At 73.0% G+C, this 23,326-nt stretch carries 24 protein-coding genes; 11 read left to right on the top strand and 13 right to left on the bottom strand.

Annotated elements, in window-relative coordinates:
- The first annotated feature begins 9 nt into the window (after positions 1-9).
- Positions 10-642 (top strand): hypothetical protein, encoded by a 633-nt coding sequence (locus ACWCP2_RS16110; protein WP_450909195.1) that lies wholly within the window; start codon positions 10-12, stop codon positions 640-642.
- Between the two features lie 54 nt (positions 643-696).
- On the opposite strand, the gene ACWCP2_RS16115 is transcribed toward ACWCP2_RS16110, so the two are convergent.
- The 3 genes from ACWCP2_RS16115 to ACWCP2_RS16125 are packed head-to-tail and all read right to left on the bottom strand — an operon-like array spanning position 697 to position 3,117.
- The gene (locus ACWCP2_RS16115; protein WP_450909196.1) at positions 697-1,497 is read right to left on the bottom strand and encodes an enoyl-CoA hydratase/isomerase family protein; all 801 of its coding nucleotides are present in this window, start codon (positions 1,495-1,497) and stop codon (positions 697-699) included.
- On the bottom strand, positions 1,494-1,952 hold the full coding sequence (locus ACWCP2_RS16120; RefSeq protein WP_450909197.1) for a Zn-ribbon domain-containing OB-fold protein: 459 nt from the start codon (positions 1,950-1,952) through the stop codon (positions 1,494-1,496). The genes ACWCP2_RS16115 and ACWCP2_RS16120 overlap by 4 nt, the downstream gene beginning before the upstream one ends.
- Positions 1,953-1,965: 13 nt before the next feature.
- On the bottom strand, positions 1,966-3,117 hold the full coding sequence (locus tag ACWCP2_RS16125; RefSeq protein WP_450909198.1) for a lipid-transfer protein: 1,152 nt from the start codon (positions 3,115-3,117) through the stop codon (positions 1,966-1,968).
- A 94-nt stretch (positions 3,118-3,211) separates the two neighbouring features.
- On the opposite strand from ACWCP2_RS16125, the gene ACWCP2_RS16130 reads away from it, so the two are divergent.
- Positions 3,212-4,936: a FadD3 family acyl-CoA ligase gene (locus ACWCP2_RS16130; RefSeq protein ID WP_450909199.1), complete on the top strand. Its 1,725-nt coding sequence runs from the start codon at positions 3,212-3,214 to the stop codon at positions 4,934-4,936.
- A 63-nt stretch (positions 4,937-4,999) separates the two neighbouring features.
- Here ACWCP2_RS16130 and ACWCP2_RS16135 read toward each other — a convergent pair whose 3' ends face one another.
- Positions 5,000-5,578 (bottom strand): dienelactone hydrolase family protein, encoded by a 579-nt coding sequence (locus ACWCP2_RS16135; protein WP_450909200.1) that lies wholly within the window; start codon positions 5,576-5,578, stop codon positions 5,000-5,002.
- Between the two features lie 295 nt (positions 5,579-5,873).
- Here ACWCP2_RS16135 and ACWCP2_RS16140 point away from each other — a divergent pair, with 295 nt between their 5' ends.
- Complete coding sequence (locus tag ACWCP2_RS16140; protein ID WP_450909201.1) at positions 5,874-6,395, top strand: allene oxide cyclase barrel-like domain-containing protein; 522 nt, start codon at positions 5,874-5,876, stop codon at positions 6,393-6,395.
- 166 nt (positions 6,396-6,561) lie between these two features.
- Complete coding sequence (locus tag ACWCP2_RS16145; protein WP_450909202.1) at positions 6,562-6,990, top strand: GNAT family N-acetyltransferase; 429 nt, start codon at positions 6,562-6,564, stop codon at positions 6,988-6,990.
- A gap of 78 nt (positions 6,991-7,068) precedes the next feature.
- Here the strand turns inward: ACWCP2_RS16145 and ACWCP2_RS16150 are convergent, their stop codons facing one another.
- Complete coding sequence (locus ACWCP2_RS16150; protein ID WP_450909203.1) at positions 7,069-7,455, bottom strand: DoxX family protein; 387 nt, start codon at positions 7,453-7,455, stop codon at positions 7,069-7,071.
- Between the two features lie 119 nt (positions 7,456-7,574).
- Complete coding sequence (locus ACWCP2_RS16155) at positions 7,575-8,051, bottom strand: carboxymuconolactone decarboxylase family protein (protein ID WP_450909204.1); 477 nt, start codon at positions 8,049-8,051, stop codon at positions 7,575-7,577.
- Positions 8,052-8,432: 381 nt separating this feature from the next.
- On the opposite strand from ACWCP2_RS16155, the gene sigJ reads away from it, so the two are divergent.
- Positions 8,433-9,290 carry an RNA polymerase sigma factor SigJ gene (gene sigJ, locus ACWCP2_RS16160; RefSeq protein ID WP_450909224.1) on the top strand — a complete coding sequence of 286 codons (858 nt, stop codon included), beginning with the start codon at positions 8,433-8,435 and terminating at the stop codon, positions 9,288-9,290.
- Positions 9,291-9,303: 13 nt separating this feature from the next.
- Here sigJ and ACWCP2_RS16165 read toward each other — a convergent pair whose 3' ends face one another.
- Entirely contained in the window at positions 9,304-10,026 is a 723-nt protein-coding gene (locus ACWCP2_RS16165; protein WP_450909205.1) for a class I SAM-dependent methyltransferase, read from the bottom strand.
- A 121-nt stretch (positions 10,027-10,147) separates the two neighbouring features.
- Here ACWCP2_RS16165 and ACWCP2_RS16170 point away from each other — a divergent pair, with 121 nt between their 5' ends.
- Complete coding sequence (locus ACWCP2_RS16170) at positions 10,148-10,876, top strand: IclR family transcriptional regulator (RefSeq protein ID WP_450909206.1); 729 nt, start codon at positions 10,148-10,150, stop codon at positions 10,874-10,876.
- 144 nt (positions 10,877-11,020) lie between these two features.
- On the opposite strand, the gene ACWCP2_RS16175 is transcribed toward ACWCP2_RS16170, so the two are convergent.
- A complete protein-coding gene (locus ACWCP2_RS16175) occupies positions 11,021-11,218 on the bottom strand; it encodes a hypothetical protein (protein WP_450909207.1) in 198 nt (65 codons plus the stop codon).
- A 193-nt stretch (positions 11,219-11,411) separates the two neighbouring features.
- The gene (locus tag ACWCP2_RS16180; RefSeq protein ID WP_450909208.1) at positions 11,412-14,624 is read right to left on the bottom strand and encodes an AfsR/SARP family transcriptional regulator; all 3,213 of its coding nucleotides are present in this window, start codon (positions 14,622-14,624) and stop codon (positions 11,412-11,414) included.
- Between the two features lie 175 nt (positions 14,625-14,799).
- On the opposite strand from ACWCP2_RS16180, the gene ACWCP2_RS16185 reads away from it, so the two are divergent.
- From ACWCP2_RS16185 to ACWCP2_RS16195, 3 genes are all read left to right on the top strand, one after another.
- Positions 14,800-16,020, top strand: coding sequence for an amidohydrolase family protein (locus ACWCP2_RS16185; RefSeq protein WP_450909209.1), 1,221 nt, complete (start codon positions 14,800-14,802; stop codon positions 16,018-16,020).
- Between the two features lie 167 nt (positions 16,021-16,187).
- Complete coding sequence (locus ACWCP2_RS16190) at positions 16,188-16,427, top strand: type II toxin-antitoxin system VapB family antitoxin (protein ID WP_450909210.1); 240 nt, start codon at positions 16,188-16,190, stop codon at positions 16,425-16,427.
- Complete coding sequence (locus ACWCP2_RS16195; protein WP_450909211.1) at positions 16,424-16,840, top strand: PIN domain-containing protein; 417 nt, start codon at positions 16,424-16,426, stop codon at positions 16,838-16,840. The genes ACWCP2_RS16190 and ACWCP2_RS16195 overlap by 4 nt, the downstream gene beginning before the upstream one ends.
- Before the next feature lie 45 nt (positions 16,841-16,885).
- On the opposite strand, the gene ACWCP2_RS16200 is transcribed toward ACWCP2_RS16195, so the two are convergent.
- A complete protein-coding gene (locus ACWCP2_RS16200; protein WP_450909212.1) occupies positions 16,886-17,989 on the bottom strand; it encodes an alpha/beta fold hydrolase in 1,104 nt (367 codons plus the stop codon).
- A 149-nt stretch (positions 17,990-18,138) separates the two neighbouring features.
- Between ACWCP2_RS16200 and ACWCP2_RS16205 the strand changes: the two genes are divergently transcribed.
- Positions 18,139-19,053, top strand: coding sequence for a trypsin-like serine peptidase (locus ACWCP2_RS16205; RefSeq protein WP_450909213.1), 915 nt, complete (start codon positions 18,139-18,141; stop codon positions 19,051-19,053).
- Positions 19,054-19,137: 84 nt separating this feature from the next.
- Here the strand turns inward: ACWCP2_RS16205 and ACWCP2_RS16210 are convergent, their stop codons facing one another.
- The 3 genes from ACWCP2_RS16210 to ACWCP2_RS16220 all read right to left on the bottom strand — a co-directional run bounded on the left by ACWCP2_RS16210 (position 19,138) and on the right by ACWCP2_RS16220 (position 21,735).
- On the bottom strand, positions 19,138-19,590 hold the full coding sequence (locus tag ACWCP2_RS16210; RefSeq protein ID WP_450909214.1) for an NUDIX hydrolase: 453 nt from the start codon (positions 19,588-19,590) through the stop codon (positions 19,138-19,140).
- A 71-nt stretch (positions 19,591-19,661) separates the two neighbouring features.
- A complete protein-coding gene (locus ACWCP2_RS16215) occupies positions 19,662-20,444 on the bottom strand; it encodes a crotonase/enoyl-CoA hydratase family protein (RefSeq protein WP_450909215.1) in 783 nt (260 codons plus the stop codon).
- A gap of 82 nt (positions 20,445-20,526) precedes the next feature.
- A complete protein-coding gene (locus ACWCP2_RS16220; protein WP_450909216.1) occupies positions 20,527-21,735 on the bottom strand; it encodes a cytochrome P450 family protein in 1,209 nt (402 codons plus the stop codon).
- A 671-nt stretch (positions 21,736-22,406) separates the two neighbouring features.
- Between ACWCP2_RS16220 and ACWCP2_RS16225 the strand changes: the two genes are divergently transcribed.
- Positions 22,407-22,940 carry a GNAT family N-acetyltransferase gene (locus tag ACWCP2_RS16225; RefSeq protein ID WP_450909217.1) on the top strand — a complete coding sequence of 178 codons (534 nt, stop codon included), beginning with the start codon at positions 22,407-22,409 and terminating at the stop codon, positions 22,938-22,940.
- The last annotated feature ends 386 nt before the right edge of the window (positions 22,941-23,326 follow it).

Raw genomic sequence — 23,326 nt, forward strand, 5'->3', positions numbered from 1 at the left:
CGGGGAGGAATGCAGGCCATGGTGGTCACGGGGCGGCGGGTCAGGCTCACGGCGGTACTGGTGGGCGTGGTGCTCGCGTTGACGGGGTTCTCGTCGACGGGCGGTAGCGGCAAGAGCAAGAGCAGGAGCAGCGGGGGCGGGTGCTCCAGCTCCAAGAGCACGTCGAAGTCGAAGACGAAGACGAAGAGCTACGGAAGCACGGGCGGCGGCAGCGGCAGCGGCGGCTCCACGGCCACCGCCACGGCCACGCCGACCGCGACCCGCCCGCTCGCGCACGCCGAGGTCGTCACCTGTGCCGGGCCGGCCGCGCCGAAGGCCACCGTCAAGGTCACCTCGGACGCGGCCTCCGGGCACACCTTCCGTGTCCCGCTGGTCTTCGAAGGCGCCTCGGGCCCGGTCGACTCCGGTTCCGTGGACCTCACCCTCAAGGCGGGCGAGAGCCGCACCGTCGACCTCCCGATGACGAACGCGGCCAAGGCGGCCGAGGTCCGGCGCTGCACCGTGGGCGCCATCCAGAACCTCTCGACCGCGTCGCCCGCCCCGACCTCGACCTCGACGTCGGGTTCCGGGACCACCGGGTCCACCACGGGCGGCACGAGGCCGGCGAAGCCGAAGCCCAGGTCCACGAGGAAGACCCGCTAGCCGGGGGGCGAAGGGAGGGGCCGGCCCGCTGAGGCGGCCCGCACCCCCCGCCCGTCAGCGGATCCGGGGCTCCTGCCCGCCCCCGCCGCGCCGCCCGGCGAACAGCTCCGCCTGCCGTTCGGGCGGCAGGTTCCCCAAGGCCACCAGGCCCGGAGCCTGCGCCAGCGCCTGCTGGAGCGCGGCCTGCTTCGCCGCCCACAGGGACCGTACGGTGCCCTGGACGGCCTCCGTCGGGAAGCCGGCCAGCGTCCCGGCCGCCCGCAGGGCCGCCGGGAGCAGCTCCGCGGGCTCCGCCAGCTCGGAGACCAGGCCGATCTCGTACGCCCGCCGCGCGGAGAGCCGTTCCGCCGTGCCCATCAGGGACATCCGGGCCGCCTCGCCGAAGGGCATGCGCTGCGCCATGTAGATCGCCTCGTAGGCGCTGACCATCCCGTAGCTGGTGTGCGGGTCGAAGTACGTGGCGGACGCGGAGGAGATGATGAACTCCGACTCGCCCAGCAGGTAGAACGCCCCGCCGCAGGCCATGCCGTTGACGGCGGCGATCACCGGCTTCCACAGGTCGTTCGCCTTCGGCCCGATGGCGACGAGCGGATCGTCCACCGAGTACGGCGAGGACGGCTGCGGCACCTCCACGCCCCGGTCGATGCCGGTGCAGAAGGCCGCCTGCCCGGCGCCCGTCAGGACGATCGCCCGTACCTCGTCCTCGTAGCGGAACTTTCGCCACACCTCTGCCAGTTCGGCGGCCGTCACCAGGTCGATCGCATTGTGCTTGCGCTCCCGGTCCAGGGTGACGACCGCGACCCCGGTGGCCTTGTCCCGCTCCACCCGCAGCCCGGGCGTCCCGGCGCCCGTCACGACTTCTCCAGCACCCAGCGCGGCACCGCGATCCCGCCCGTCTCGGTGAACACCACCTGGACGCGCGCGCCGATGCGCAGCCGCGCGGGGTCCATGGAGTCGAGCGGGGCGTCGGCGGAGGTGACGAGGTTCCCGACGAGGCGGATCTGCGGGGCGTCGGCGAGCTCCACGAGGATCACGTTGTACGGGGCCATGGCGGCGTACGCGGGCAGCAGCGGCGGGTGCGGCCGTACGTACGACCAGATCCGGCCCCGGCCGCTCATCCGGCGCCAGTCGGAGTCGAAGGACCGGCAGTGCGGGCAGCAGGGGCGGGGCGGGAAGCGCAGTTTGCCGCAGTCGGGCGCCGTGCAGGCCTGGACGCGGAGTTCGCCCTGGGCGGCGTACTCCCAGAAGGGGGCGCCGTCCTCGTCGGGGACGGGGAGGAGCAGCTCGTCCGCGGGGGTGGTCGTGGTCATGATGTTCCTCTCCTCAGGCGCGCAGCAGGATGGCGGACGTGGGGACGCCCTCGCCGGCGGTCACCAGGCAGGTCGCCGCGTCGGGCACCTGGGCGGTGGAGATGCCGCGGAGCTGCTTGACGCCCTCGTTGATCAGGTTGAAGCCGTGCACGTAGGCCTCGCTGAGGCCGCCGCCGCCGGTGTTGATGGGGAGCCGGCCGCCCATCTCCAGGGCCCCGCCCTCGGTGAAGGCGGCGCCCTCGCCGCGTCCGCAGAAGCCGTAGCCCTCCAGGGAGAGCGGGATCAGCGGGGTGAAGGCGTCGTAGATCTGGGCGACGTCCACGTCCTGGGGGCCGAAGTCGGCCTGCTTCCACAGGTGCCGGGCGGCGGTCCAGGCGGGGCCGGACAGCGGGTCCTCGTTCCAGTAGTTGACCATGCCGTGGTGCTGGGAGGGCAGGCCCTGGGCGACGGAGTGGACGTAGACGGGCTTCTGGCGGCAGTCGCGGGCGCGCTCGGCGCTGACGATGACGCAGGCCAGCGCGCCGTCGGTCTCCAGGCAGTTGTCGAAGAGGCAGAGCGGGTCGCTGATCATGCGGGCGGTCATGTACATCTCGCGGGTCAGCGGGCGTTCGTACATCATCGCGGCCGGGTTCTCGTTGGCGCGGTTGCGGCAGGCCATCGCGACGTTGAAGAGGTGGTCGCGGGTGGCGCCGTACTCGTGCATGTAGCGGCGGGCCAGCATGCCGATCTCGTCGGCGGGGCGCAGCAGTCCGAAGGGGCGGGTCCACTGGCCGGGGGTGGGGAGCTGGACGGCGGTGTTCTTCCACGGGCGCGGGCCCGAGCCGCGCTTGCGCGAGCGCCAGGCCACGCCGACGCCCGCCTGGCCGGTGGCGACGGCGGCGGCCAGGTGTCCGACGGTGGCGCAGGAACCGCCGCCGCCGTAGCCGATCTTGGAGAAGAAGGTGACGTCGCCGGCGCCGATGGCCTTGGCGACCTCCACCTCGTCGGTCTCCTCCATGGTGTAGGAGGAGAAGGCGTCGACCTCGGACGGGTCTATGCCCGCGTCGTCGAGCGCCGCGAGAATGGCCCGGCAGGCCAGTTCCTTTTCGGACTGCGGCAGTCGTTTGGCAAAGGCGGTCTGCCCGATGCCGACTATCGCCGTAGCGTCCTTGAGCGTTGCCGCCATCGCCACCTCCGGGGTGCACCAGTACTGACAGCCGCGAAGGCTACAGCTAATCTGACGGATAGTCAGCTACTGGTGTTGCAGGGAAGGGCGGACGATGACCGAGGACGAGGACGAGCGCGGGCGCGGGATCCTGAACACGGCCGACCCGGCGGGCACGGCCGACCTGGCGGGCACGGCCGACCTGGCCGACCTGGCCGACCCGGCCGACCCGGCGGAGGACAGCCGGGCCGATCTCGCGCGGACCAGCATCGGCGGACTCGTCCGGTACGCCGCCGCGCGCTACGCCGGCCGCGAGGCCGTCGTCGACGGGCGGGTCCGCATCGACTACGCGCAGCTCGGCGAGCGCGTCGAACGGGCCGCGGCCGCCTGCATGGCCGCCGGTGTGGAGCCGGGGGACCGGGTCGCCGTCTGGGCGCCCAACACCCTCGAATGGATCGTCTCCGCCCTCGGCGCCGTCTCCGCGGGAGCCGTCCTCGTCCCCCTCAACACCCGTTTCAAGGGCTCCGAAGCCGCCTACGTCCTGCAGCGCAGCCGCGCCCGGCTCCTCTTCGTGACGGGCACCTTCCTCGGCACCTCCTACGTCGCCTCCCTGCGCCGCGCCGCAGCCGAGGGCGAGGGCTCCGGGCCGCTGCCCGGCCTGCCCCACCTGGAGCAGGTCGTCGTCCTGTCCGACGACGCCCCGGACTCCTTCCGCACCTGGAAGGAGTTCCTGACCGGCGGCGACTCCGTATCCGCCGAGGCCGTCCGGGCCCGTACGGACGCGATCCCCGCCACCGCCCCCTCGGACATCATCTTCACCTCCGGCACCACCGGCAGCCCCAAGGGCGCCGTCATCTCCCACGCCCAGTCCCTGCGCTGCTACGAGGTGTGGAGCGAGCTCGCCGGACTGCGCGAGGGCGACCGCTACCTGATCGTGAACCCCTTCTTCCACACCTTCGGCTACAAGGCCGGGGTCATCGCCTGCCTGATGCGCGGCGCCACGATGGTCCCCCAGCCCGTCTTCAACGTGGACACCGTCCTCGCCAACATCGCCGCCGAGCGGATCTCCGTACTCCCCGGCCCGCCCACCCTGCACCAGTCCCTCCTCGACCACCCCCAGCGCGACCACCACGACCTGTCCGCCCTGCGCCTGGTCGTCACCGGCGCCGCCGTGGTCCCGCTCCAGCTCGTGGAACGGCTCCGCGGCGAGCTGCGCATCGGCACCGTCCTGACCGCGTACGGGCTCTCCGAGGCGAGCGGCATCGTCACCATGTGCCGCCGCGGCGACCCGGCGGAGACCATCGCCTCGACCTCGGGCCGGGCCATTCCGGGGACGGAGGTGAGGATCGTGGACCCGCAGGGCGCGGCCCGGCCCGCGGGCCGGGCCGGAGAGGTGTGGGTGCGCGGCCACAACGTCATGAGCGGCTACTTCGAGGACCCGGCCGAGACCGCCGAGGCCATCACCCCCGAGGGCTGGCTCCGCACCGGGGACGTCGGCGTCCTCGACGCCGCCGGGAACCTGCGCATCACCGACCGGATCAAGGACATGTTCATCGTCGGCGGCTTCAACGCCTACCCCGCCGAGATCGAGCAACTCCTCGGCCTGCACCCCGACATCGCCGACGTGGCGGTCGTGGGCGTCCCCGACCCGCGGCTGGGCGAGGTCGGCAAGGCGTACGCGGTCCGCCGCCCGGGGGCGGTCCTCACGGCCGACGACCTGATCGCCTGGTCCCGCCGGGAGATGGCCAACTACAAGGTCCCGCGCGAGGTGGAGTTCGTCTCCGAACTCCCGCGCAACGCGAGCGGAAAGGTCCTCAAACGCGAGCTCCGCACCCGCTGAGGGGCGCGGCGCCCGGGCGGCGCCGGCAGGGCGGTGGCGGCGGAGCCCGTACCGCCCTCCGGGCTACCCGACGCGGTCGAGGAAGCCGAGCACCCGCTCGGTGAGCCGCCCCGCGGCGTCCTCGTCGTACGACGGCAGGCTGCTGTCGCAGAACAGGTGACGGTCGCCGGGGTAGAGGAACAGCCGGGCGTCCGCCGCCGTCCCGGCGAGCGCGCGGGCCGCGTCCACGTCGCCCTCCCCGGCGAAGAACGGATCGCCGTCCATGCCGTGGACCTGGACCGGAAGGTCCCGGGGCCAGGCGCCGCCGAACTCCGAGACCGGGACGCACGCCTCGATCAACAGCGCGCCCCGGGCGCCGGGGCGGGTCTGGGCCAGCTTCTGCGCCGGCAGGACACCGAGCGAGAGGCCGACGTAGACGAGCTCCGCGGGCAGCGCCCCGGCGGCGGCCTCTCCGCGCGCGATGATCGTGCCGAACCCGGTCCGGCCGGCGTGGCCGATGCCCTCGTCGAGGCTGTCGAAGACCCGCCCCTCGAACAAGTCCGGTACGTGGACGGTGTGTCCGGCCTCGCGCAGCCGCTCGGCGAAGGCCCGTACGCCGGCGGTCAGCCCCTGCCCGTGGTGGAAGACCAGCACCTCGGCCATGTCGCAGCTCCCCTCGTCCCGCGGCTCCGGGCGGCGCCGCGGCACGAGTATGCCGCCCGGCACTGACACCCCCGCGCGAAGCCCGCCCGCCACCTACCCGGCGCGCGTGCTCCCGGTCGGCCCGGCGCCGGACGGGCTCCTGCCGGATCCGGCCATGCCGCCCCGGCTCCTGTGCCGTGCTGGTCCGATCGGTCGGATCTGACGGTGGGTCGCGTCGGGACACTCCGGGCGGCCTCGGCGCCGGGGCTAGGAATGGTGCATCCACCATCCATGAGCCCCGATCCCAGGAGCCCTCATGCGCCCCATCCGAACCGCCGGTCTCGGCGCGACCACCGCACTGGTCGCCCTCCTCGCCTGCGCCCCCCTCGCCTCCGCCTCCGCCCCGGCCCACGACGGCGACAGCGACGGCGACAGGGGCAACGGCAAGGGCCAGGTCATCACCCTCACGGGCCGCCTCGCGGAGCAGTCGCGCTTCCCCGTCAACCCCGGCGGTCCCGCCGCCCAGGGCGACCGGACCGTCTTCCGCTCGCTCCTCTTCGACAAGGACGGCAACCAGGTCGGCGAGACCGGCGGCACCTGCACGACCACCCGGGTCGACAACGGCGGAGCGGAGGCCTGCGTCGTCACCTACACCCTCCCGGGCGGTCAGATCGCCGCCCAGGGCATGATCTTCGGCCACCTCGTCCCGGGCCCGCCCCCCGCGTTCGACAACGCGATCACCGGCGGCACCGGGAAGTACGACCGGGCGCGCGGCTCGGTCCACGCCGAAACGATCGGTACGGGCACGCGGCGCTTCACCCTCGACGTCGAGCGCTGACACGCGCGCGGCGCGAAGCCGGGCGCGCGGGGCAGCGGCGCCGGCGCCGGCGCGAAGGCCGGCCGGTGGGCGCTCGGCCCCGCGCCCCGGCCGGTCCTCGCCCCCGCCCGCGAGGTACGTTCGGTCTCCAGCACCCAAGGCCGAGACGGAGACGGGCGGGACCGGCGTGATCATCGCGGAACAGCGGGAGTTCGACCCCCAGGAGATATTCGAGCTCTACGACTCGGTCGACTGGCAGGGCTACACCCGCGACCCCGGCAAGCTGTACCGGAGCCTGGCGAACTCGCACGTGGTCGTCACCGCCAGGGACGAGTCCGGCGCCCTCCTCGGGCTGGCCCGCACGATCTCCGACGACGAGACCGTCTGCTACGTACAGGACCTGCTGGTCCACCCCGAACACCACCGGCGGGGCATCGGCCGCGCGCTCATGGAGCACGTGAAGGGGCGGTACGCGCACTGCCGCTTCTTCCTGCTGTCGACCGACCACGAGTCGACCCCCGAAGGCCCGCGCAACCACGCCTTCTACCGTTCCCTCGGGTTCCTCTCGTACGAGGAGAAGAAGATGTCGGCCTTCGGCCTGCCCAGGGTCCGCTGACGACGCACCCGCGGCACTCGCGGCACTCGCGGCCGGCCCGCGCGAAGGGGTGGGCGCCGGTGACGGCGAGCGGACCGGTCAGCCCGTGAAGGCTTCCGGGCCGAAGCGGCCCCAGGCCACGAAGGCGGCCAGCAGGACGTAGACCAAGTCCACCGCCAGGTACGCCGGTTCGTGGCGGCGGTAGCGGGTCAGGGCGGCGCCCAGCATGAGGAGGACCAGGCCGAGTGCGGCCAGGGGGACCAGGACCGGGGCGGTGTTCAGGACAGCCGGGAGGATCAGGGCGATCGCGGCCAGCATCTCCACGGCTCCGATCGCCTTCACCGCACCGGCGCCGAAGTCCTCGACCCACCGCGCGCTGGCGCCGCTCGCGGCGATCTTCTGCTTCGGCGTGAACACCTTGAAGGCGCCGCCGAGGAGGTACGCGACGGCGAGCAGTCCGGTGACGATCCACAGCGCGATGTTCATGGGAGGGCTCAGTCCTTGGAGACGGGGGTGGGAGGTGGCGGGCGGGGGTGGGAAGGGAGATCGGGGAGGGGGCGGGCGCCGGCTCCGCCCGTGGGGGCGGAGCCGTGCTGCGCGGGGGGTCAGTGCTGGAGCTGGCCGGGCTGGTAGTCACCGGCCGGGGTCTGGACGATGACGTTGCCGCGGTTGAAGGCGTTGATGAGCGCGATCTGGGTCACCAGGGCGGCGAGTTGCTCGTCGTCGAAGTGCTTGGCGGCGTTCGCCCAGACCTCGTCGCTGACCCCGCCGGCCGCGTCCGCGATGCGGGTGGCCTCCTCGGTCAGGAGCAGGGCCGCGCGCTCGGCGTCGGTGTACACGGTGGCCTCGCGCCAGGCGGCGACCAGGTTGAGGCGTACCGCGGTCTCGCCCGCGGCCGCCGCGTCCTTGGTGTGCATGTCGATGCATCCGGCGCAGCCGTTGATCTGGCTGGCGCGGAGCATCACCAGTTCGCGGGTCGAGGCCGGCAGGGTCGAGTCCCCGAGCGCCTTGGACGCGGCGATGATGTGCTTCCACGCCTTGACGGCGACCGGGTCGGCGAAGAGGTTCAGGCGAGCGGTCATGGCGGATTCCCTTGCTGTGGTGGGGCGATCGGTCGGTGCATCTGGTGTGTCCGGTGTTTCGCGTCGTGCTCCCTCTAAGACACGGCACCCCCGCGCCCTGTGACAGATGGCGGATGTGACCCGGGTCACGGACCCCGTCCATGATCAACAAGGTGGGTGCACTCGGGTACCCTGCCGACGGCGCGCAGCGACTCGGGGGAGGATTTCGTGCAGGGACCAGCGGTGCAGGGACCAGCGGTGCAGGGATCAGCGGTGCAGGGATCAGCGGTGCAGGGATCAGCGGTGCAGGGGTCGGCCGTACAGGGGTCGGCCGTACAGGGATCCGTCGACGTGGCGGACGCGGTGGGGTACCGGCCGCTGCTGTTCTCCATCGCCTACGGGATGACCGGGTCGGTGGGCGACGCGGAGGACATCGTCCAGGACGCGTTCCTCGGGCTCACCAAGGCCCGGCAGGCCGGGACCGGGATAGCCGCGCCGAAGGCGTACCTGACCACGTCGGTGACGCGGCTGGGGATCAACCACCTGACGTCGGCGCGGGTGCGGCGGGAGACGTACGTGGGGGAATGGCTGCCCGAGCCCGTCGTCGTGTCCGACGGCCGGCCGGGGCCGGCCGAGCACGCCGAGCTGTCCGACTCCCTGTCGATGGCGTTCCTCGTCCTGCTGGAGGCGCTGTCCCCGGTGGAGCGCGCGGTGTTCATGCTCCGCGAGGTGTTCGGGTACGCGTACCCGCAGGTCGCCCGGGCCACCGGCAAGTCCGAGGCGAACTGCCGTCAGATCTTCGCCCGGGCCAGGAAGCACATCGCCGCGGGCGGCCCGCCGCCCCCGGGCCGGCGGGCGGAGGGCGAGCAGCTCGCCCGTACCTTCTTCGATGCCGCGGCCGGCGGTGAGCTGGACACCCTGCTCGACCTGCTCGCGCCCGACGTCGTCTACCACGGGGACGGAGGCGGCAAGGCCCGCGCGGTCGCGCGGTCGGTGACCGATCCGCACCGCGTCGGACAGCTGCTCATCGGCGGACTCCGCCGGCTCCGCTCGCTCGGCGCCTCCCTGCGGCCGGCCCTGATCAACGGCCGGCCGGGAGCCCTGATCGTCGACGCCGGGGGGCGGGTGGCCAGCGTGGTCGAGCTCGACATCGTCGACGGCGTGGTCCGGGCGCTCCACACCGTGTCCAACCCCGACAAGCTCGGCCACCTCGGGCCGGTCTCCGACATCGGCCGCCTGCCCGAGAAGCACGAGGGGTGAGACCCGCCGGGGCTCAGCCCGCCCGGCGCGCCAGCACCAGCCGCCACCTCGGCGTACCGTCCGGCCGGCGGCCGAAGTGGTCCAGGGGGAGCGTCTCCACGGTGAACCCGGCGGCGCGCAGGTCCGTACGGACGCCGCCCAGCGGGAAGGTGCGGTAGTACATGACGAACGGCGGGCGCCGGACGGCGTTGCGCACGCGCATCGCCGCGTCGAAGCCGCTCAGGGCCCACCACGCCGGGCGGCTCGGCGGGATCGGGGCGCCGATCGGGAAGGCGAACACCCCGCCGGGGCGCAGCGCCGCGTGGACCCCGGAGAAGACGGCGGGGCGCTCGGCCGGGAGGAAGTGGCCGAAGGCGCCGAAGCTGACGGCCAGGTCGTACGAGTCCCCGAGCGCGGCGGGCAGGGAGCGCGCGTCGGCCCGCAGCAGGTCCACCTCTGGGTGGGCGAGCCCGGCCTCGGCGAGCATCCCCGAGCTCAGGTCCACCCCGGTCACCCGGCCCCGGCACAGCCGTCGCAGCAGGCCGAGGCCCGCGCCCGTACCGCAGCACACGTCGAGTCCGGCGTCGAAGGGGCCTTCGTGGCGGGCGAGCGTCTCCTCGACCGCGTCGAGCATCCGGTCGGGGGTGCGGAAGGGGGTCCGGTCGAACTTCGGGGCCAGGAGGTCGTAGCCCCGCTCGACGGAGGACAGGGCCTGTACGGCCAGTTCGCGGAGGGTCGGGCCCTGGGAGGTGAACACACGGTCAGCCTAGTCAGCGGGGGCGCGGCGGACCGGCATTTCGGGCCCTTCGGCCCCGGGCAAAACGGGCATCCCGTGACGTAGGGTGAAGCGAACCGTTTTGCCAACCCTTGGGGATTCCGTGGTCAGTGCTATACGAAACGGGAGTGCCCTGGAGAAGACCCTGCGGATCACCGAGGCGCTGACCGCCTTCGGCGGCCCGCACCGGCTCGCGGAGCTGTCGGCCGCCGCCGGGATACCCAAGTCCAGCACGTACCGGATCCTGGTCTCCCTCGTGGAGCAGGGCTACGCCGTCACCGACGGCGAGGGCAGCTACGGAGTCGGCCTGCGCCTGCGCACCCTGGCCGCCGAGATCTCCGCCGACCGGCCCGAGGGCATCGTCGAGCTGCTCGAATTCCTCCAGAGGTGCACCGGCCAGGCCGTCCACCTGGCCCTGCGCAGCGGCAACGCCCTCACGTACATCCGCACGATCGAGGGCTCCGGGTCCCACCGGACCTCCCCGCGCGTCGGCACGAGCGTCCCCCTGCACGCCACCGCGATCGGCAAGGCCGTCCTCGCACACTTGCCGCCGGGGGAGACCGAGGGCATCCTGCGGACCCACACCGGGCGGAAGGACCTCGCGGACGAACTGCGGACGGTCCGGGAGCGCGGCTACGCCGTCGACGACGCGGAGTACGAGCGCGCGGTCCGCAGCCTGGGTGCCCCGGTCTTCGACCGGGCGGGCGTGCCGGTGGGCGGGGTCGGCCTGGCCGCCGCCGCCGCGCTGCACACGCGGGAGGAGCTGGAGCGGTTCTCGCCCGCCCTGCGGGAAGCCGCGCGGGGCGTGGAGCGGCTGCTGCAGCTCGGCTGACCGCCGTGCGTGCGGGCATGGAAATGCGGCGGCCGCGGTGGCTCCCCTCCAGGCCACCGCGGCCGCCGTCCCCCGTACCCCCCCATGGGTCCCCGTACCCCCGTACCCCCGTACCCCGTGGGTCCCCGTGGTCTTGTGCCGCCGTTACGGCAGCGTGCCGGTCGCGTGGTTGTCGAGGGTCACGATCTCCTCGTCGGCCACGGACGCGGGCTTGCCCGACGCCGCCGTGAGCGGTTCACCCGTGGCGTGGTTGTCCAGGGGCTTGAGCTCGGTGCCGGTGGCGTGGTTGTCCATCGGCTTGATGTCGCCGTCGGTCGGCAGGATGTTCTCGTTCGTCGTCATCGCGCACTCCTGATGGTGGGTCGGACCCGTTCGGCGATTCCCCCGCGGACCGCCGAACGGGTGGTCCAGCCGACCCGCGTGCCCCCCGACGCGACGAGTCGATGTACCTACGATGACCCGAAGAGATAAACGAACGATGAACGTCCCATTCAGCGCCCGGTTCCCCCGCCCGGGCTCTGCCGCCGGCTCCGGCTCAGGCCGCGATCTCGGCCGCCAGCAGCGCCTGCACCTCTGCCAGTTCCGAGGACCCCAGCTCCGCGAAGACCACCTCCGCGTCCCGCCAGCACACCCGCGCCCGGTCCCGCTGACCGAGCCGGCGCAGCGCCCGGCCCAGGACCATCAGGACGCACGCCCGCCGCCACTCGCCGCCCATCACGCGCAGCGCGATGGCCTGTTCGGCGTGGGCGGCCGCCAGCGTGGCCCGCCCGGCCGACAGGTGCACCTCCGCCAGCCGGTAGTGGGTGATGCCCTCCCACAGCGGCTGGCGGTGGTCGTGGAACAGCGCCAGCGCGTCCGTCAGCTGGGCCAGCGCGTCCTTGGTCCGCCCGGCCTGGGTGAGCGCGATGCCCAGCGCGTAGCGGCCGTTGGCCAGGCGCAGGGTGAGTCCCATCCGGTCGTAGATGGCGATGCCCTGCTGCGCGAGGTCTATGGCACTGGTCAGCCGGCCCAGCGCCACGTGGATGCGGGAGAGGTTGCACAGGGCGCTCGCCTCGCCGACGCGGTTGGCGTCGGCCCGGAAGTTCGCGATGGCCTCCAGGAGGTACCGCTCGCCGTCGTCGTACCGCCCCTCGCCCAGGGCGATGATGCCCCGGTCGTTGGGCGCCCAGCAGCTGGGCAGCGGGTCCCCGGCGGTGCGGGCGAGCAGCATGGCCCGGCGGGCCTCCGCGTCGGCCTCGGCGAAGCGGCCCGCGATCAGATGGGTGTTGGTGAGGGTGGTGCGGGCACGGCCCTCGGTGTACGGGTCCTTCGCGGCCTGCGCGGCGTCCCGCAGGGAGGTGGCCGCCGCCTCGTACTGCTTGGAGTTGGCGCCCGACTCCGCGAGGTCCTTGGCGGCCCACAGCAGGTCGACCGCCCGGCGCAGCACGTCCGGTGCGCCGTCCGGCCCGGGCGTGCGCGCGGCGGCCTGCCGTACGCACGCCAGCAGCGGGTCGGCCTCGGCGTACAGCCAGTCCTGAGCGGAATGCGGCTCGGTGAAGTGCAGCCCGGGGTGGCGGGTGGCCGACAGGTGCGCCACGAGCCGGTCCCCGGGCCGCTCCAGGGCGTACACCCCGGCGGCGGTGGCCAGGTAGAAGTCCAGCAGCCGGTCGAGGGCGCCGTCGCACTCGCTCGGCGGCTGCTCGTCGCGCTCCGCGCAGGCCCGCGCGTAGAGGCGTACGAGGTCGTGGAAGCGGTAGCGGCCGGGCGCGGCCGATTCGAGCAGGGAGCAGTCCACCAGGGCTTCGAGCAGGTCCTCGGTGTCGTGCTCCGGCCGGTCGAGCACGGCCGCCGCGGCCGCGAGCGAGATGTCCGGCCCGTCGGGCAGCCCCAGCAGGCGGAACGCGCGCTGCTGCGCGGGCTCCAACTGCCCGTAGCCCAGCTCGAAGGTGGCCTTGACGGCGAGGTCGCCGGCCTGCAGCTCGTCCAGGCGGCGGCGCTCGTCGGCGAGCTTCGCCGCGAGCACGGACACGGTCCACGTACGGCGGGCGGCGAGCCGGGAGGCGGCGATGCGGATGGCGAGCGGCAGGAACCCGCAGGCGCCCACCACGTCGAGGGCGGCCTGCCGCTCGGCGCCGACCCGCTCGGCCCCGACGATCCGGGTGAACAGCTGGAGCGCCTCCTCGGGGCTCATCACGTCGAGGTCGACGAGGTGCGCTCCGGCCAGGCCCGCCATCCGGACCCGGCTGGTGACGAGGGCGGCGCAGCCCGCGGTGCCCGGCAGCAGCGGGCGGACCTGGGCGGCGTCGCGGGCGTTGTCGAGGAGGACCAGGACGCGCCGGCCGTCGAGGGTGGATCGGTAGAGCGCGGCCCGCTCGGCGGGGGAGTCGGGGATCGAGGCGTCGGGGGTGCCCAATGCGCGCAGGAAGGAGCCGAGGACGGCCTCGGGCTCGGCGGGGCGGGCCTCGGTGCCCTGGAGGTCGACGTAGAGCTGCCCGTCGGGGAAGTGCGGGCGGGCGGCGTGCGCGACGTGCACGGCGAGGGTGGTCTTGCCGACGCCGCCGATGCCGGCGAGGGCGGAGACCGCCATCACCTGCCCCTCGGCGCCGGAGAGGATCGCGCCGAGGTCCCGGACGAAGCTGGAGCGGCCGGTGAAGTCCGAGACGGTGGCGGGCAATTGGGCGGGCCTCACGTGTGCGGGTGCGGCCGCCGGTGCCGGGTCCTCGGCGCGGGCGAGCTCGGAGTCGGCGCGCAGGATGCGCTGCTGGAGCTCGGCGAGTTCGGGCCGCGGGTCGACGCCGAGTTCGTCGGCGAGGAGCCTGCGGGTGTCGGCGTACACGGCGAGGGCCTCGGCCTGCCGGCCGCTGCGGTAGAGGGCGAGCATCAGCAGCTCGCGCAGCCGCTCCCGCAGGGGGTGGGCGGCGGTGAGCGCGGTCAGCTCGGAGACGGCTTCGGCGTGGTGGCCGAGCTCCAGGTCCAGGTCGAGGCGGGTCTCCAGCAGCTGGAGGCGCCACTCGGCGAGCCGGGTGCGCTCGGTGTCGGCGTGCGGTCCGGGGACGCCGGCCAGCGGTTCGCCGTCCCAGACGTCCAGGGCGCGGGCGAGCAGCGTCCGGGCGAGCGCGCGGTCGCCCTTGCCTGCGGGGGTGCCGGGGGCGCCGTGCGCGACCTGGGCGCCGGCGGGGCCCTTGCCGGCGCCGGGGCCGGCGGGCTTCGGCCTGCCGGCGCGCGCGGCCTCGGCGTCGGCGGCGAGGGCCCGGGCGATGCCGAGGTCGAGGGCCTCGGGGTGGGGCAGGCGGATCGCGTAGCCGCCGGACTCGCTGACGAGCAGCCCGGGTTCGAGGACCTTGCGCAGGCGGGAGGCGTACGTACGGATGGTCGCGAGGGCCTGCTGCGGCGGGTCCTCGCCCCAGATGGCGTCGATCAGCTCGGGCGCGGTCGCGGTGCGGCCCTCGCGGAGCAGGAGCACCGCGAGCAGGGCCCGCTGCTGCGGGGTCCCGGAACTCAGCGCCTCGCCGCCGCGCCAGGCCCGGATGGGCCCGAGCACGGAGAACCGGTTGCCCCCGGTGGCGGGGTCGGGGGCGGGGGCGGTGGTGGTGGCGGCGTTGGCGTTGGCGGTGGCCGGGTTCGCGTCGGGCGCCGCTTCGACTCCGGCCGCACCTCCGGGTCCGACTGCGGCTTCGACTCCGGGTCCGACTCCGGCGGCTGCGGCAATGGCGGTGTCACCGGACTCGGGGTGGTTCCGCTGGTGCGGGATGGCCGGTGTGCCGTCCATCTGGTCTCCCCCCTGCCTTCCCTAGGTGTAAGGGCCAGTCTGCCCTGTGTTGCGCGTACACGTCAGTCCGTAGCGGACCCAGTCCGTACGGATCCTGCGTCCCGTCCGTGCGGATCCTGCATCCGGCCCCGTTCAACTAGCTGACGGTTCGTCAGATTGACGCTACCGTGAGGGCATGGAGACCTTCCCGAAGATCATCTCGGTGGACGACCACACGGTTGAGCCCCCCAACGTCTGGCGGGACCGGCTCCCGTCCAAGTACCACGACGTCGGCCCCCGCGTCGTCCGTGCCCCCCTGAAGGAAATGACCTTCCTCGGAGGCAAGTTCGCCCCCGTCATGGGGGCCAAGGGCGACGACGGACCGATAGGCGACTGGTGGGTGTACGAGGACCTGCACCGACCCCTCACCCGACTCGACACGGCCGTCGGCTACGACCGCGACGAGATCAAGCTCGAAGTCATCACGTACGAGCAGATGCGCCCGGGCTCCTTCTCGGTTCCCGACCGGCTCGCCGACATGGACGTCAACCACGTCCAGTCCGCCCTTTGTTTCCCGACCTTCCCGCGCTTCTGCGGCCAGACCTTCACCGAGGCCAAGGACCGCGAACTCGGCCTGCTCGGCGTGCGCGCGTACAACGACTGGATGGTGGAGGAGTGGTGCGGCCCCGAGGCGCAGGGCCGCCTCATCCCGCTCACCCTCATCCCCCTCTGGGACCCGCGCCTCGCCGCCGCCGAGGTCCGCCGCAACGCCGCGCGCGGGGTCCGCGCGGTCGCCTTCTCGGAGATCCCGCCCCACCTCGGGCTCCCCTCCATCCACACGGACGAGTGGGACCCCTTCCTGGAGGCGTGCAACGAGACCGGCACGGTCATCGCCATGCACATCGGCTCCTCCTCGCGCATGCCCTCCACCTCGGCGGACGCCCCGCCGGCCGTGGGCTCCACCATCACCTTCGCCAACTGCTGCTTCTCGATGGTGGACTGGCTGATGAGCGGCAAGTTCGAACGCTTCCCGAACCTCAAGATCATGTACGCGGAGGGCCAGATCGGCTGGATCCCGTACATCCTCGAGCGCGCGAACGTGGTCTGGGAGGAGAACCGCGGCTGGGGCGGCGTCGCCGACAAGGTGCTGCGCCCGCCGTCGGAGCTCTTCGCGGAGCACGTCTTCGGCTGCTTCTTCGACGACGCCTTCGGACTGAAGAACCTGGACTCCATCGGCGTCGCCAACGTCCTCTACGAGACCGACTACCCGCACTCCGACTCCACGTGGCCCAAGTCCCGCGAGGTCGGCGAGTCCCAGATGGGCCACCTGGCCCCGGACGTGGTGGACCGCATCGTGCGCGGCAACGCGATCGACCTGCTCGGCCTGACCCCCGAGGGGCTCTGGCCGGGGGCGTAGCGGGTGACGGCGTACGGGGCGGCGGCCTTCGGGGGAGTTCCCCGGGGGCCGCCGTTTCGCTTCCGCCATGTACGACGTGCCCGCAGAAGCGATATCTCTTGCGGCCGATCTTGATATCGTTTAAGTGGACAGGGGTCGCCCGCCGCCCCGCGCTGAGGAGGCTCACGATGACCAGAACCGTGATCGACGTCGATGACGCCCTGCTGGCGGAGGCCGCCGAGCTCTTCGGTACGAAGACGAAGGTGGCGACGGTGAATGCCGCGCTTCAGGACGCGGTCAACCGGCGCAAGCGGGAAGACTTCCTCAACTGGATCGCCGAGGGTGGGCTGCCCGACCTGACCGGCCCGGCCGAACCGGCCGTCGAGACCTTCGCGGATGCGGAGCACGTGCGGGACAGGGCGGCATGACCGAGCGCTTCCTGATCGACAAGTCGGTACTGGCGCGTTACCCCAAGCCGGCTGTGCACAAGGTCGTCTTTCCCCTCCACGTGGCGGGAGTCCTCGCCGTGTGCGGCGCCGTGGAGCTGGAGGTGATGCACGGCGCCCGCTCGAAGGCCGATGCGGACCGGGTCCGCAAGGGCATGGGCGCCTTCGACTGGCTCCCCACTCCCGATGAGACGTGGGACCGGGCTCTGGACGTGCAGGGAAAGCTCATCGAGGGGGGCAACTGGAAGGCGCCCTCCCTCCCGGACCTGATCATCGCCGCGACCGCGGAACGGCACGGAGCCACCGTCCTGCACTACGACGGCGACTACGACATGATCGCCGAGGTCACCGGCCAGCCGATGCGGTGGGTCGTGCCGCGGGGAACGGCCGACTGAGGGATCCGGGCCGGGCTGGTGCGGGCCGCCGGGGGTCGCTGGTGGTCAGACGGCGGAGTGGCGCTCGCCCGCGATCACCGGGCGGACGTGGGTCCGGAGCAGCTCCAGGAAGCGGTCCGGTCGGGCGAACGAGGCGAAGTGGCCGCAGTCCTCGATGAGGGCGAACCGCTTCACCGGGGCCTCGACCTCGTCGAAGAAGGCCTTGGCGGCGGCCGTCGGGGTGAGGACGTCGTGCTCGCCCTGGAAGAGGAAGAACGGGATCTCGAAGCGGGTGCCGTCGGCCCGGTCGTCGAACCCCGCGGTCCCCTCGGTGATCCGCTCCGAGAAGGACTGCCCCCGGAAGAAGTCCCGCAGATCGCGCAGCGAATGCAGCGGCGACAGCCACATCGAACCCAGGACCACCTTCTTGAGCGTGGCGAGCGTCAGCGGATCGCTCTGCGCGGTGAGCTTGGCGTACGTCGCCCGGTCCCGCGCGGTCCAGGCGTGCGGGTCGGCTCCGATGGCCTCGACCTGCGCGAGCTGCTTCGCCTTCCCGGCGGTGCGCAGCCGCTCCCGCAGGGAGTCGTGGGCGGAGGTGTCGCGGCCGGCGGTCTGGATGTTCTGGTCGGTGCCCACGTACGCGGAGTAGAGCTCGGGGTGGTTGCGGGCCAGCCGGAGCCCGAAGACGCTGCCGTAGGAGTTGGCCAGGAGCACCACCCGCTCGGCGCCCAGCAGGTCCCGGGCGTAGCGGGTGACCTCAAGGGCGTCCTCGTAGAGCCGCTCGAAGGTGGCCTCACCCTGCCCGGCCGGGCCGCCGCGGCCGAAGGTCTTGCCGGCGCCGCGCATGTCCCAGCGGACGATCGTGAAGTGCCGCTCCCAACTGCGGGTGCGGGCCGTGTGGATGGAGTTGGCGGCGCCGGGGCCGCCGTGGATCTCGACGAGGACCGGGTTGGCCCGGTCCTCGCCGCGGACCGAGATCCACTGCTCGATGCCGCCGATGCGGACGAAGCCCTGCTCGTCGATGCCGTGCGGGGAATCGATCCGCAGGGTTCTGGCCGCCCGGGCGCGGCGCAGGGCGCGGTGGGTGAGGAGCGTGAGGAGGGCGGTCGCGGGGGCGGCGACGGCGGTGGCGGAGGCGAGGGTGGTGACGGTGGTGAGGGCGGCAATCATTCTGTGTCCTCCGTAAACTGTTTCCATCGGATACGGAGGAGTCTGAGGGGTGGGCGGGACCCTGTCAATGGCTGGGGGCGGGTCAGCCTTGCGGGGGCTGCCGGGCGCAGGGCATGCTTCGCCGGAGCAAAGGGGGAGGGGTGGCTCTGATGGACAGGCGGAGCGTGGTGACCGCGGTGCTCTGCGCGGCGGTGGCGCTGGGCGCCTCCGCGGCCATGACGAAGGTGGTCCCGGCCGACGACGGCACGACCCCCGGGTCCACGAAAGCGGCCCCCATGGGGGCGCCGGCGCCCGACCGCCCGTCACCCGCCGCTCAGCCGTCCCGCCCGTCGCCGTCCCCGTCGGGGCCGCAACCGCAGTCGCAGTCGCAACCCCTCGAACAGCGTCAGCCCGCTGCCGGCGGGACCCCCGGGGCGTCGGTCTCACCCTCCGTGCCGGGCGGGCCCGCAGCCTTCGCCGGAGCGCTGTTCGAGGGCAGCGCGACCGGTGATCACTACTGCACGGCGACCGTCGTCCACAGCCCGGGGCGGAACCTGATCGCCACCGCCGGCCACTGCCTGCTCGCCGGCCGGGCGGGCGAAGGGGGAGCCTCCTTCGCACCCGCGTACGCGGACGGGCGGGCTCCGTACGGCACCTGGAGGATCGCGGAGGTCTTCGAGGACCCGCGCTGGTCGGACGGGACGGACGACGACTACGACCTGGCCTTCGCCCGGCTGGCCCCCGACGCCGAGGGCCGCGACATCGAGGACGTCACCGGCGCCGCCGTCCTGGACACCTCCGGCCGCACGGACGAGCAGGTCACGGTGACGGGCTACCCGTCGGGCCGCCAGGTCCCGCGCACCTGCGTGTCCCGGGCGGTACGGCTCAGCACCACGGAACAGCGCTTCGACTGCGCGGACTTCCCCACGGGAACGAGCGGCAGCGCGTGGATCGCCGCCGACGGAAGGATCATCGGCGTTCTGACCGGCGGCGACACGGACGACGTCTCGACGAGCACGATCCTGACCGACTACGCGGGGAAGCTGTACACGAGGGCGACGGGCGGTGCCGGCGGGGGCCGTTGAGGCGGCGCCGCCGCCCAGGCTGTCGGGGCCGGGCGGGGCGGGGCCGGGCCTGGCGGGGCCGGGCGGGGCGGCGTCGGGTGGTGGTCAGGCGAGCAGCCCCAGGTGCACCGGCTCGGTGGGGGCCTCGTGGAGCAGCTCGGCGAGGCGCGGCGGCCACAGCGGTTCACCGAGCGTGGCGAGGTTCTGCGGGGACAGCCAGCGCCAGTGGGCCTCGGGGTACTCCGGCACCGGATCGCGGTGCGGGCCGGTGGTCACGTAGATGTGCTCGTACTGGCGCACGGGGGTGCCCGTGTGCGTGAAGTCGTGCTCCCAGGTGCAGAGCAGCCGCTCCGGCTCCAGGTCGGTCCAGCCCGTCTCCTCCCGCAACTCCCGCCGCACGCAGTCCTCGGGCGTCTCCCCGGGATCGATACCACCACCGGGCGGCAGCCAGTGAATGCCGACTTCCACGTTGTTCTCACGGAAGAGGAACACGGACCCGGCGGGGTTGAGGACGACAATTCTCGCTGCTTGGCGTGGAGTTCGAGGCGAAGGGCGCATCAGACCAGCGTACGACGGGGGGTGCGGGGGGCGGGAGAGGTCGGATGGGGGCGGGCGGTGGGTCTGGGGGATTACGAGTGGGACGTCGTCCCGGTCCAGGCCGGGGAGCGTTTCTGGGTGAAGGCCCGGGCGCCTTCCGCGGCGGCGCTGGTGGCGAACACGGGAGTGCTGAGAGGGTCCTGGACGCAGTACGCGGCGTGATCGTCCAGGCCACGGGTGTTCTGGACGATCCGCTTCGTGATGCGGACGGCGTGGGGGGAGTGCTCCTGGATACGGGCGCTCAGGGAGAGGGCCGCTTCAAGGGCCTGGCCTTCGGGGGTGAGGCGGTTGACCAGGCCGTAACGGGCCGCGTCGGGGGCCGGCAGGGGAGCCGCGGTCAGGAGCATCTCCATGGCCACGTGGTACGGGAGCCGGCCGGGCAGACGGATCGCTCCGCCTTCGGCGGCGATGAGGCCGCGGGCCACCTCGGGCAGGGCGAAGAACGCGGTGTCGGCCGCGGTGATGAGGTCGCAGGCGAGAGCCAGCTCGAAGCCGCCCGCCACGGCCGCGCCCTCGACGGCGGCGATGAGCGGCTTGCGCAGCCGGGCCCGGGTCAGCCCCGCCAGCCCGCGCCCGGCGATGACGGGGACGCCTTCGGTGGGAAAGGCCTTGAGGTCCATGCCGGAGCAGAAGTGGCCCTCCGCGCCGGTGAGGATGCCGACGGCCAGCGAAGGATCGCCGTCCAGCCGGGTGAGGGCCGCGTCCAGGGCCTCGGCGAGGGGCCGGTCGACGGCGTTGCGGACGTGCGGCCGGTTGAGGGTGATGAGGAGGACGCCCGGGGCGGGTTCGGTCACGAGTACGGAGGGGTCGGGCATGCGGGGGGTGCTCCTGGGGGGAGTGGGTGGGCTGGGCTGGGGCGCGGTGGGCTGGGGTGATCCGGTGGACCTTGGGGAGGGTTCAGGTGCGTACCACCGGTAGCGCGGCCAGTCCGCGCATCACGCGGGTCGGCCGCCAGGGCAGTTCTTCGGCGGACTTGGCCAGTGCGACGCTGCCCAGGCGCTGGAGCAGGAGGGGGAGGGCGACCGCCCCTTCGAGGCGGGCCAACGCGGCGCCGATGCAGAAGTGGGCCCCGTAGCCGAAGGCGAGGTGGTCGTTGGGCGTCCGCCCGAGGTCGAGCCGGTCCGGCTCGGGGAAACGGTGGCCGTCCCGGTTCGCCGAGCCGATGAGCAGGCTGACGATGTCCCCCTGGCCGATCACCTGCCCGTGGAGGGTGATCGATTCTGCTGCGCAGCGGAAGGTGGCGTCCCGCACGGGGGAGTCGTAGCGCAGGAGCTCCTCCACGGCCGTGGTGACGGCATCGGGTGCCGTCACCCCTGTGAGCCGCGCGGCTTCGGCGGGGTTGCGGAGCAGGGCGAGCGTGCCGTTCCCGATGAGGTTCATGGTGGTGTCGTGTCCGACCAGCAGCAGCAGGTACGCGGTGGACCGCAGCTCCTCCTCGCTCATGGCGCCGCTCTCGTCGCTGGCCCGTACGAGCGCGCCCAGCAGGTCCACTCCGCTCTGCTCGCCGCCCGCCGTACGTTTCGTGGCGACGAGCCGGTCGAGCAGCGCGTGCAGCGCGCCTTCCACCCGTGCCGGATCCAGACCGGGAGCGGGCGCGATGGTGGCCATGAGGGTGTCGCGGGTCTCCGGGGTGTCCAGCTCCTCGGGGACACCGAGGATCGCGCAGATCATCCGGAAGGTGAGGGGCGCGGCGAAGTCCCCGATCACGTCCACGTGGACGTGGCCCTCGATCCGGTCGAGGAGCAGGTGCGCGGTGGCGGTGATGAAAGGTTCCAGCCGGGCGATGCGGCGGGGCACGAACGCCGTGTTCACCAGCGTCCGCAGCCGGGTGTGGTCCGGTGGATCGGCATGGACGAGATGCCGGTTCAGCCCGGCGGGCCCCGCCACGTAGCCGGGCACCCGCCCCGGGTCCTTGCTCAGCCGGTCGTCGGTGAGCAGCGCCCGGACGTCCGCGTAGCGGGAGACCTGCCACACGGTGGGGCGCCCGTCCCGGCGCTCCGGACGGACGGGTGCGTGGTGGCGCAGCCAGGCGAAGTAGGGGTACGGGTCCCGAACCCGCGCGGCCAGGAGGTTGGGGGGTGGGGAGGGGAGGGGCGCAGACGGCACGGAAGCTCCGGAATCGGCAGTCAGGACGGACACCGGTTCAACGGGCATGTGCGTGAGGAGGATGCGGATGTACGGGGGTGGGGTGGCTGGGGTGGCTGCTTGAGCTGCGGGTTCGTGCTTGGCTGCGTGGGGTTCCGGGGGGAGCCCGGCAGTCCAGTGTCCTTTCGGTGCGGGCCGGTCCCTCAAGGGCGCTCCCTGCGGTCGCGTCGCTTCGCGATGGCCTTCGGCCACCCTTGACCGACCGACCCACCCCGAAACGCCACAAGACTTCCGGGATCCCCCCGAGGAACGGCCGGGAGGGAGGAGAGGGAGGAGCGGCCTTGTCGCGGATGCGCAGCCCCCTTCGGCCAGTGGGCATCTGGACACCGCCCCGGCAGGACCGTGACCTCAGCCAGTACGGACGCGGAGGGCGATCGGAGCATCCAGGGACGGGCGTCTGGACACCCTTCCCGAGACCGTCGCCCGCCACCCAGAGTGAGAGGACGACATGGACCCCTCTGGATGTCGGGGGGCGCGACAGATCGCTACACACTGCCACTCGGCTCAGCGACTACCGACCGGCCGTGGCTGATCTAGCGGGCTGGTGCGCCGGAGGGACGAGAAGGCGGTGGGCTGATCGGCGGACGGAAAAGCAGTGGACAGCCCCCATGGGCTGGGTGAGCATCGCCGCGATGAGCAATGAACTTCTCCCCAAGCGCGTCCGTTTCGTCAAGCTCAACGCCAAGGCCCTGCGGGCCCTTGCCGATGGCGACTTGGCAGGTGGCAGCGCCGAGGCCGGTGTGGCCCTGGACGAATACTTCGTATCCGACCGTGCCCGCTGGATCTTCGGCTATCGCGCCGACCAGCACGCCAAGGACCCGTCCGCCGCGCCCTGGACCACCCGGGCCGCAGTGTCGGAGCCGGACGGGACCGTCATCGGCGACGCGGGGTTCCACGGCCCGCCGGACGAAGCCGGCGTGGTCGAGATCGGCTACAGCGTCGTGTCCACCTACCGCCGCCAGGGCTACGCCCGCGCCATGCTGACCGCCCTCCTGGCCAGAGCCGCCGAAGAACCCGAGGTCAGGACCGTCCGCGCCACCATCCGGTCTGACAACACGGCCTCCCTGGCCGCCATCGCGGGTTTCGGCTTCACCCGCGTAGCCGAGCGGGGAAACGAGACCGACGGAATCGACCTCGTCTTTGAACGCCCCGCAAACCCCCTCTAGATCAGCCCCCTCTTCCGCTAGATCAGCCACGGCCGGTCGGTAGTCGCTGAGCCGAGTGGGAGTGTGTAGCGATCTGTCGCGCCCCCCGACCCCAAGGGCATGTATGTCCCCCTTGCGCTCGTGTTGGCGGGCGACAGTCTCGGGAAGGGTGTCCAGACGCCCGTCCCTGGATGCTCTGATCGCCCCGCGCCCTAGGTTCTGGCTGAGGTCACGGTCCTGCCGGGGCGGTGTGTGGATGCCCACTGGCCGGAGGGGGCTGCGCATGGCCGACGAGGCCGCTCCTCCCCACGTCTCCCTCCCGGCCGTTCCTCGGGGGGATCCCGGAAGTCTTGTGGCGTTTCGGGGTGGGTCGGTCGGTCAAGGGTGGCCGAAGGCCATCGCGAAGC

The organism is Streptomyces sp. NPDC002104, assembly GCF_053593795.1.

Bases quoted from the DNA above. Each gene is read 5' to 3' on its own strand.
- ACWCP2_RS16110 (WP_450909195.1), top strand. From the start codon at position 10: ATGCAGGCCATGGTGGTCACGGGGCGGCGGGTCAGGCTCACGGCGGTA.
- ACWCP2_RS16120 (WP_450909197.1), bottom strand. From the start codon at position 1,952: ATGACCACGACCACCCCCGCGGACGAGCTGCTCCTCCCCGTCCCCGAC.
- ACWCP2_RS16125 (WP_450909198.1), bottom strand. From the start codon at position 3,117: ATGGCGGCAACGCTCAAGGACGCTACGGCGATAGTCGGCATCGGGCAG.
- ACWCP2_RS16130 (WP_450909199.1), top strand. From the start codon at position 3,212: ATGACCGAGGACGAGGACGAGCGCGGGCGCGGGATCCTGAACACGGCC.
- ACWCP2_RS16135 (WP_450909200.1), bottom strand. From the start codon at position 5,578: ATGGCCGAGGTGCTGGTCTTCCACCACGGGCAGGGGCTGACCGCCGGC.
- ACWCP2_RS16140 (WP_450909201.1), top strand. From the start codon at position 5,874: ATGCGCCCCATCCGAACCGCCGGTCTCGGCGCGACCACCGCACTGGTC.
- ACWCP2_RS16150 (WP_450909203.1), bottom strand. From the start codon at position 7,455: ATGAACATCGCGCTGTGGATCGTCACCGGACTGCTCGCCGTCGCGTAC.
- ACWCP2_RS16155 (WP_450909204.1), bottom strand. From the start codon at position 8,051: ATGACCGCTCGCCTGAACCTCTTCGCCGACCCGGTCGCCGTCAAGGCG.
- sigJ (WP_450909224.1), top strand. From the start codon at position 8,433: ATGACCGGGTCGGTGGGCGACGCGGAGGACATCGTCCAGGACGCGTTC.
- ACWCP2_RS16175 (WP_450909207.1), bottom strand. From the start codon at position 11,218: ATGACGACGAACGAGAACATCCTGCCGACCGACGGCGACATCAAGCCG.
- ACWCP2_RS16180 (WP_450909208.1), bottom strand. From the start codon at position 14,624: ATGGACGGCACACCGGCCATCCCGCACCAGCGGAACCACCCCGAGTCC.
- ACWCP2_RS16185 (WP_450909209.1), top strand. From the start codon at position 14,800: ATGGAGACCTTCCCGAAGATCATCTCGGTGGACGACCACACGGTTGAG.
- ACWCP2_RS16190 (WP_450909210.1), top strand. From the start codon at position 16,188: ATGACCAGAACCGTGATCGACGTCGATGACGCCCTGCTGGCGGAGGCC.
- ACWCP2_RS16195 (WP_450909211.1), top strand. From the start codon at position 16,424: ATGACCGAGCGCTTCCTGATCGACAAGTCGGTACTGGCGCGTTACCCC.
- ACWCP2_RS16200 (WP_450909212.1), bottom strand. From the start codon at position 17,989: ATGATTGCCGCCCTCACCACCGTCACCACCCTCGCCTCCGCCACCGCC.
- ACWCP2_RS16205 (WP_450909213.1), top strand. From the start codon at position 18,139: ATGGACAGGCGGAGCGTGGTGACCGCGGTGCTCTGCGCGGCGGTGGCG.
- ACWCP2_RS16210 (WP_450909214.1), bottom strand. From the start codon at position 19,590: ATGCGCCCTTCGCCTCGAACTCCACGCCAAGCAGCGAGAATTGTCGTC.
- ACWCP2_RS16215 (WP_450909215.1), bottom strand. From the start codon at position 20,444: ATGCCCGACCCCTCCGTACTCGTGACCGAACCCGCCCCGGGCGTCCTC.
- ACWCP2_RS16225 (WP_450909217.1), top strand. From the start codon at position 22,407: ATGAGCAATGAACTTCTCCCCAAGCGCGTCCGTTTCGTCAAGCTCAAC.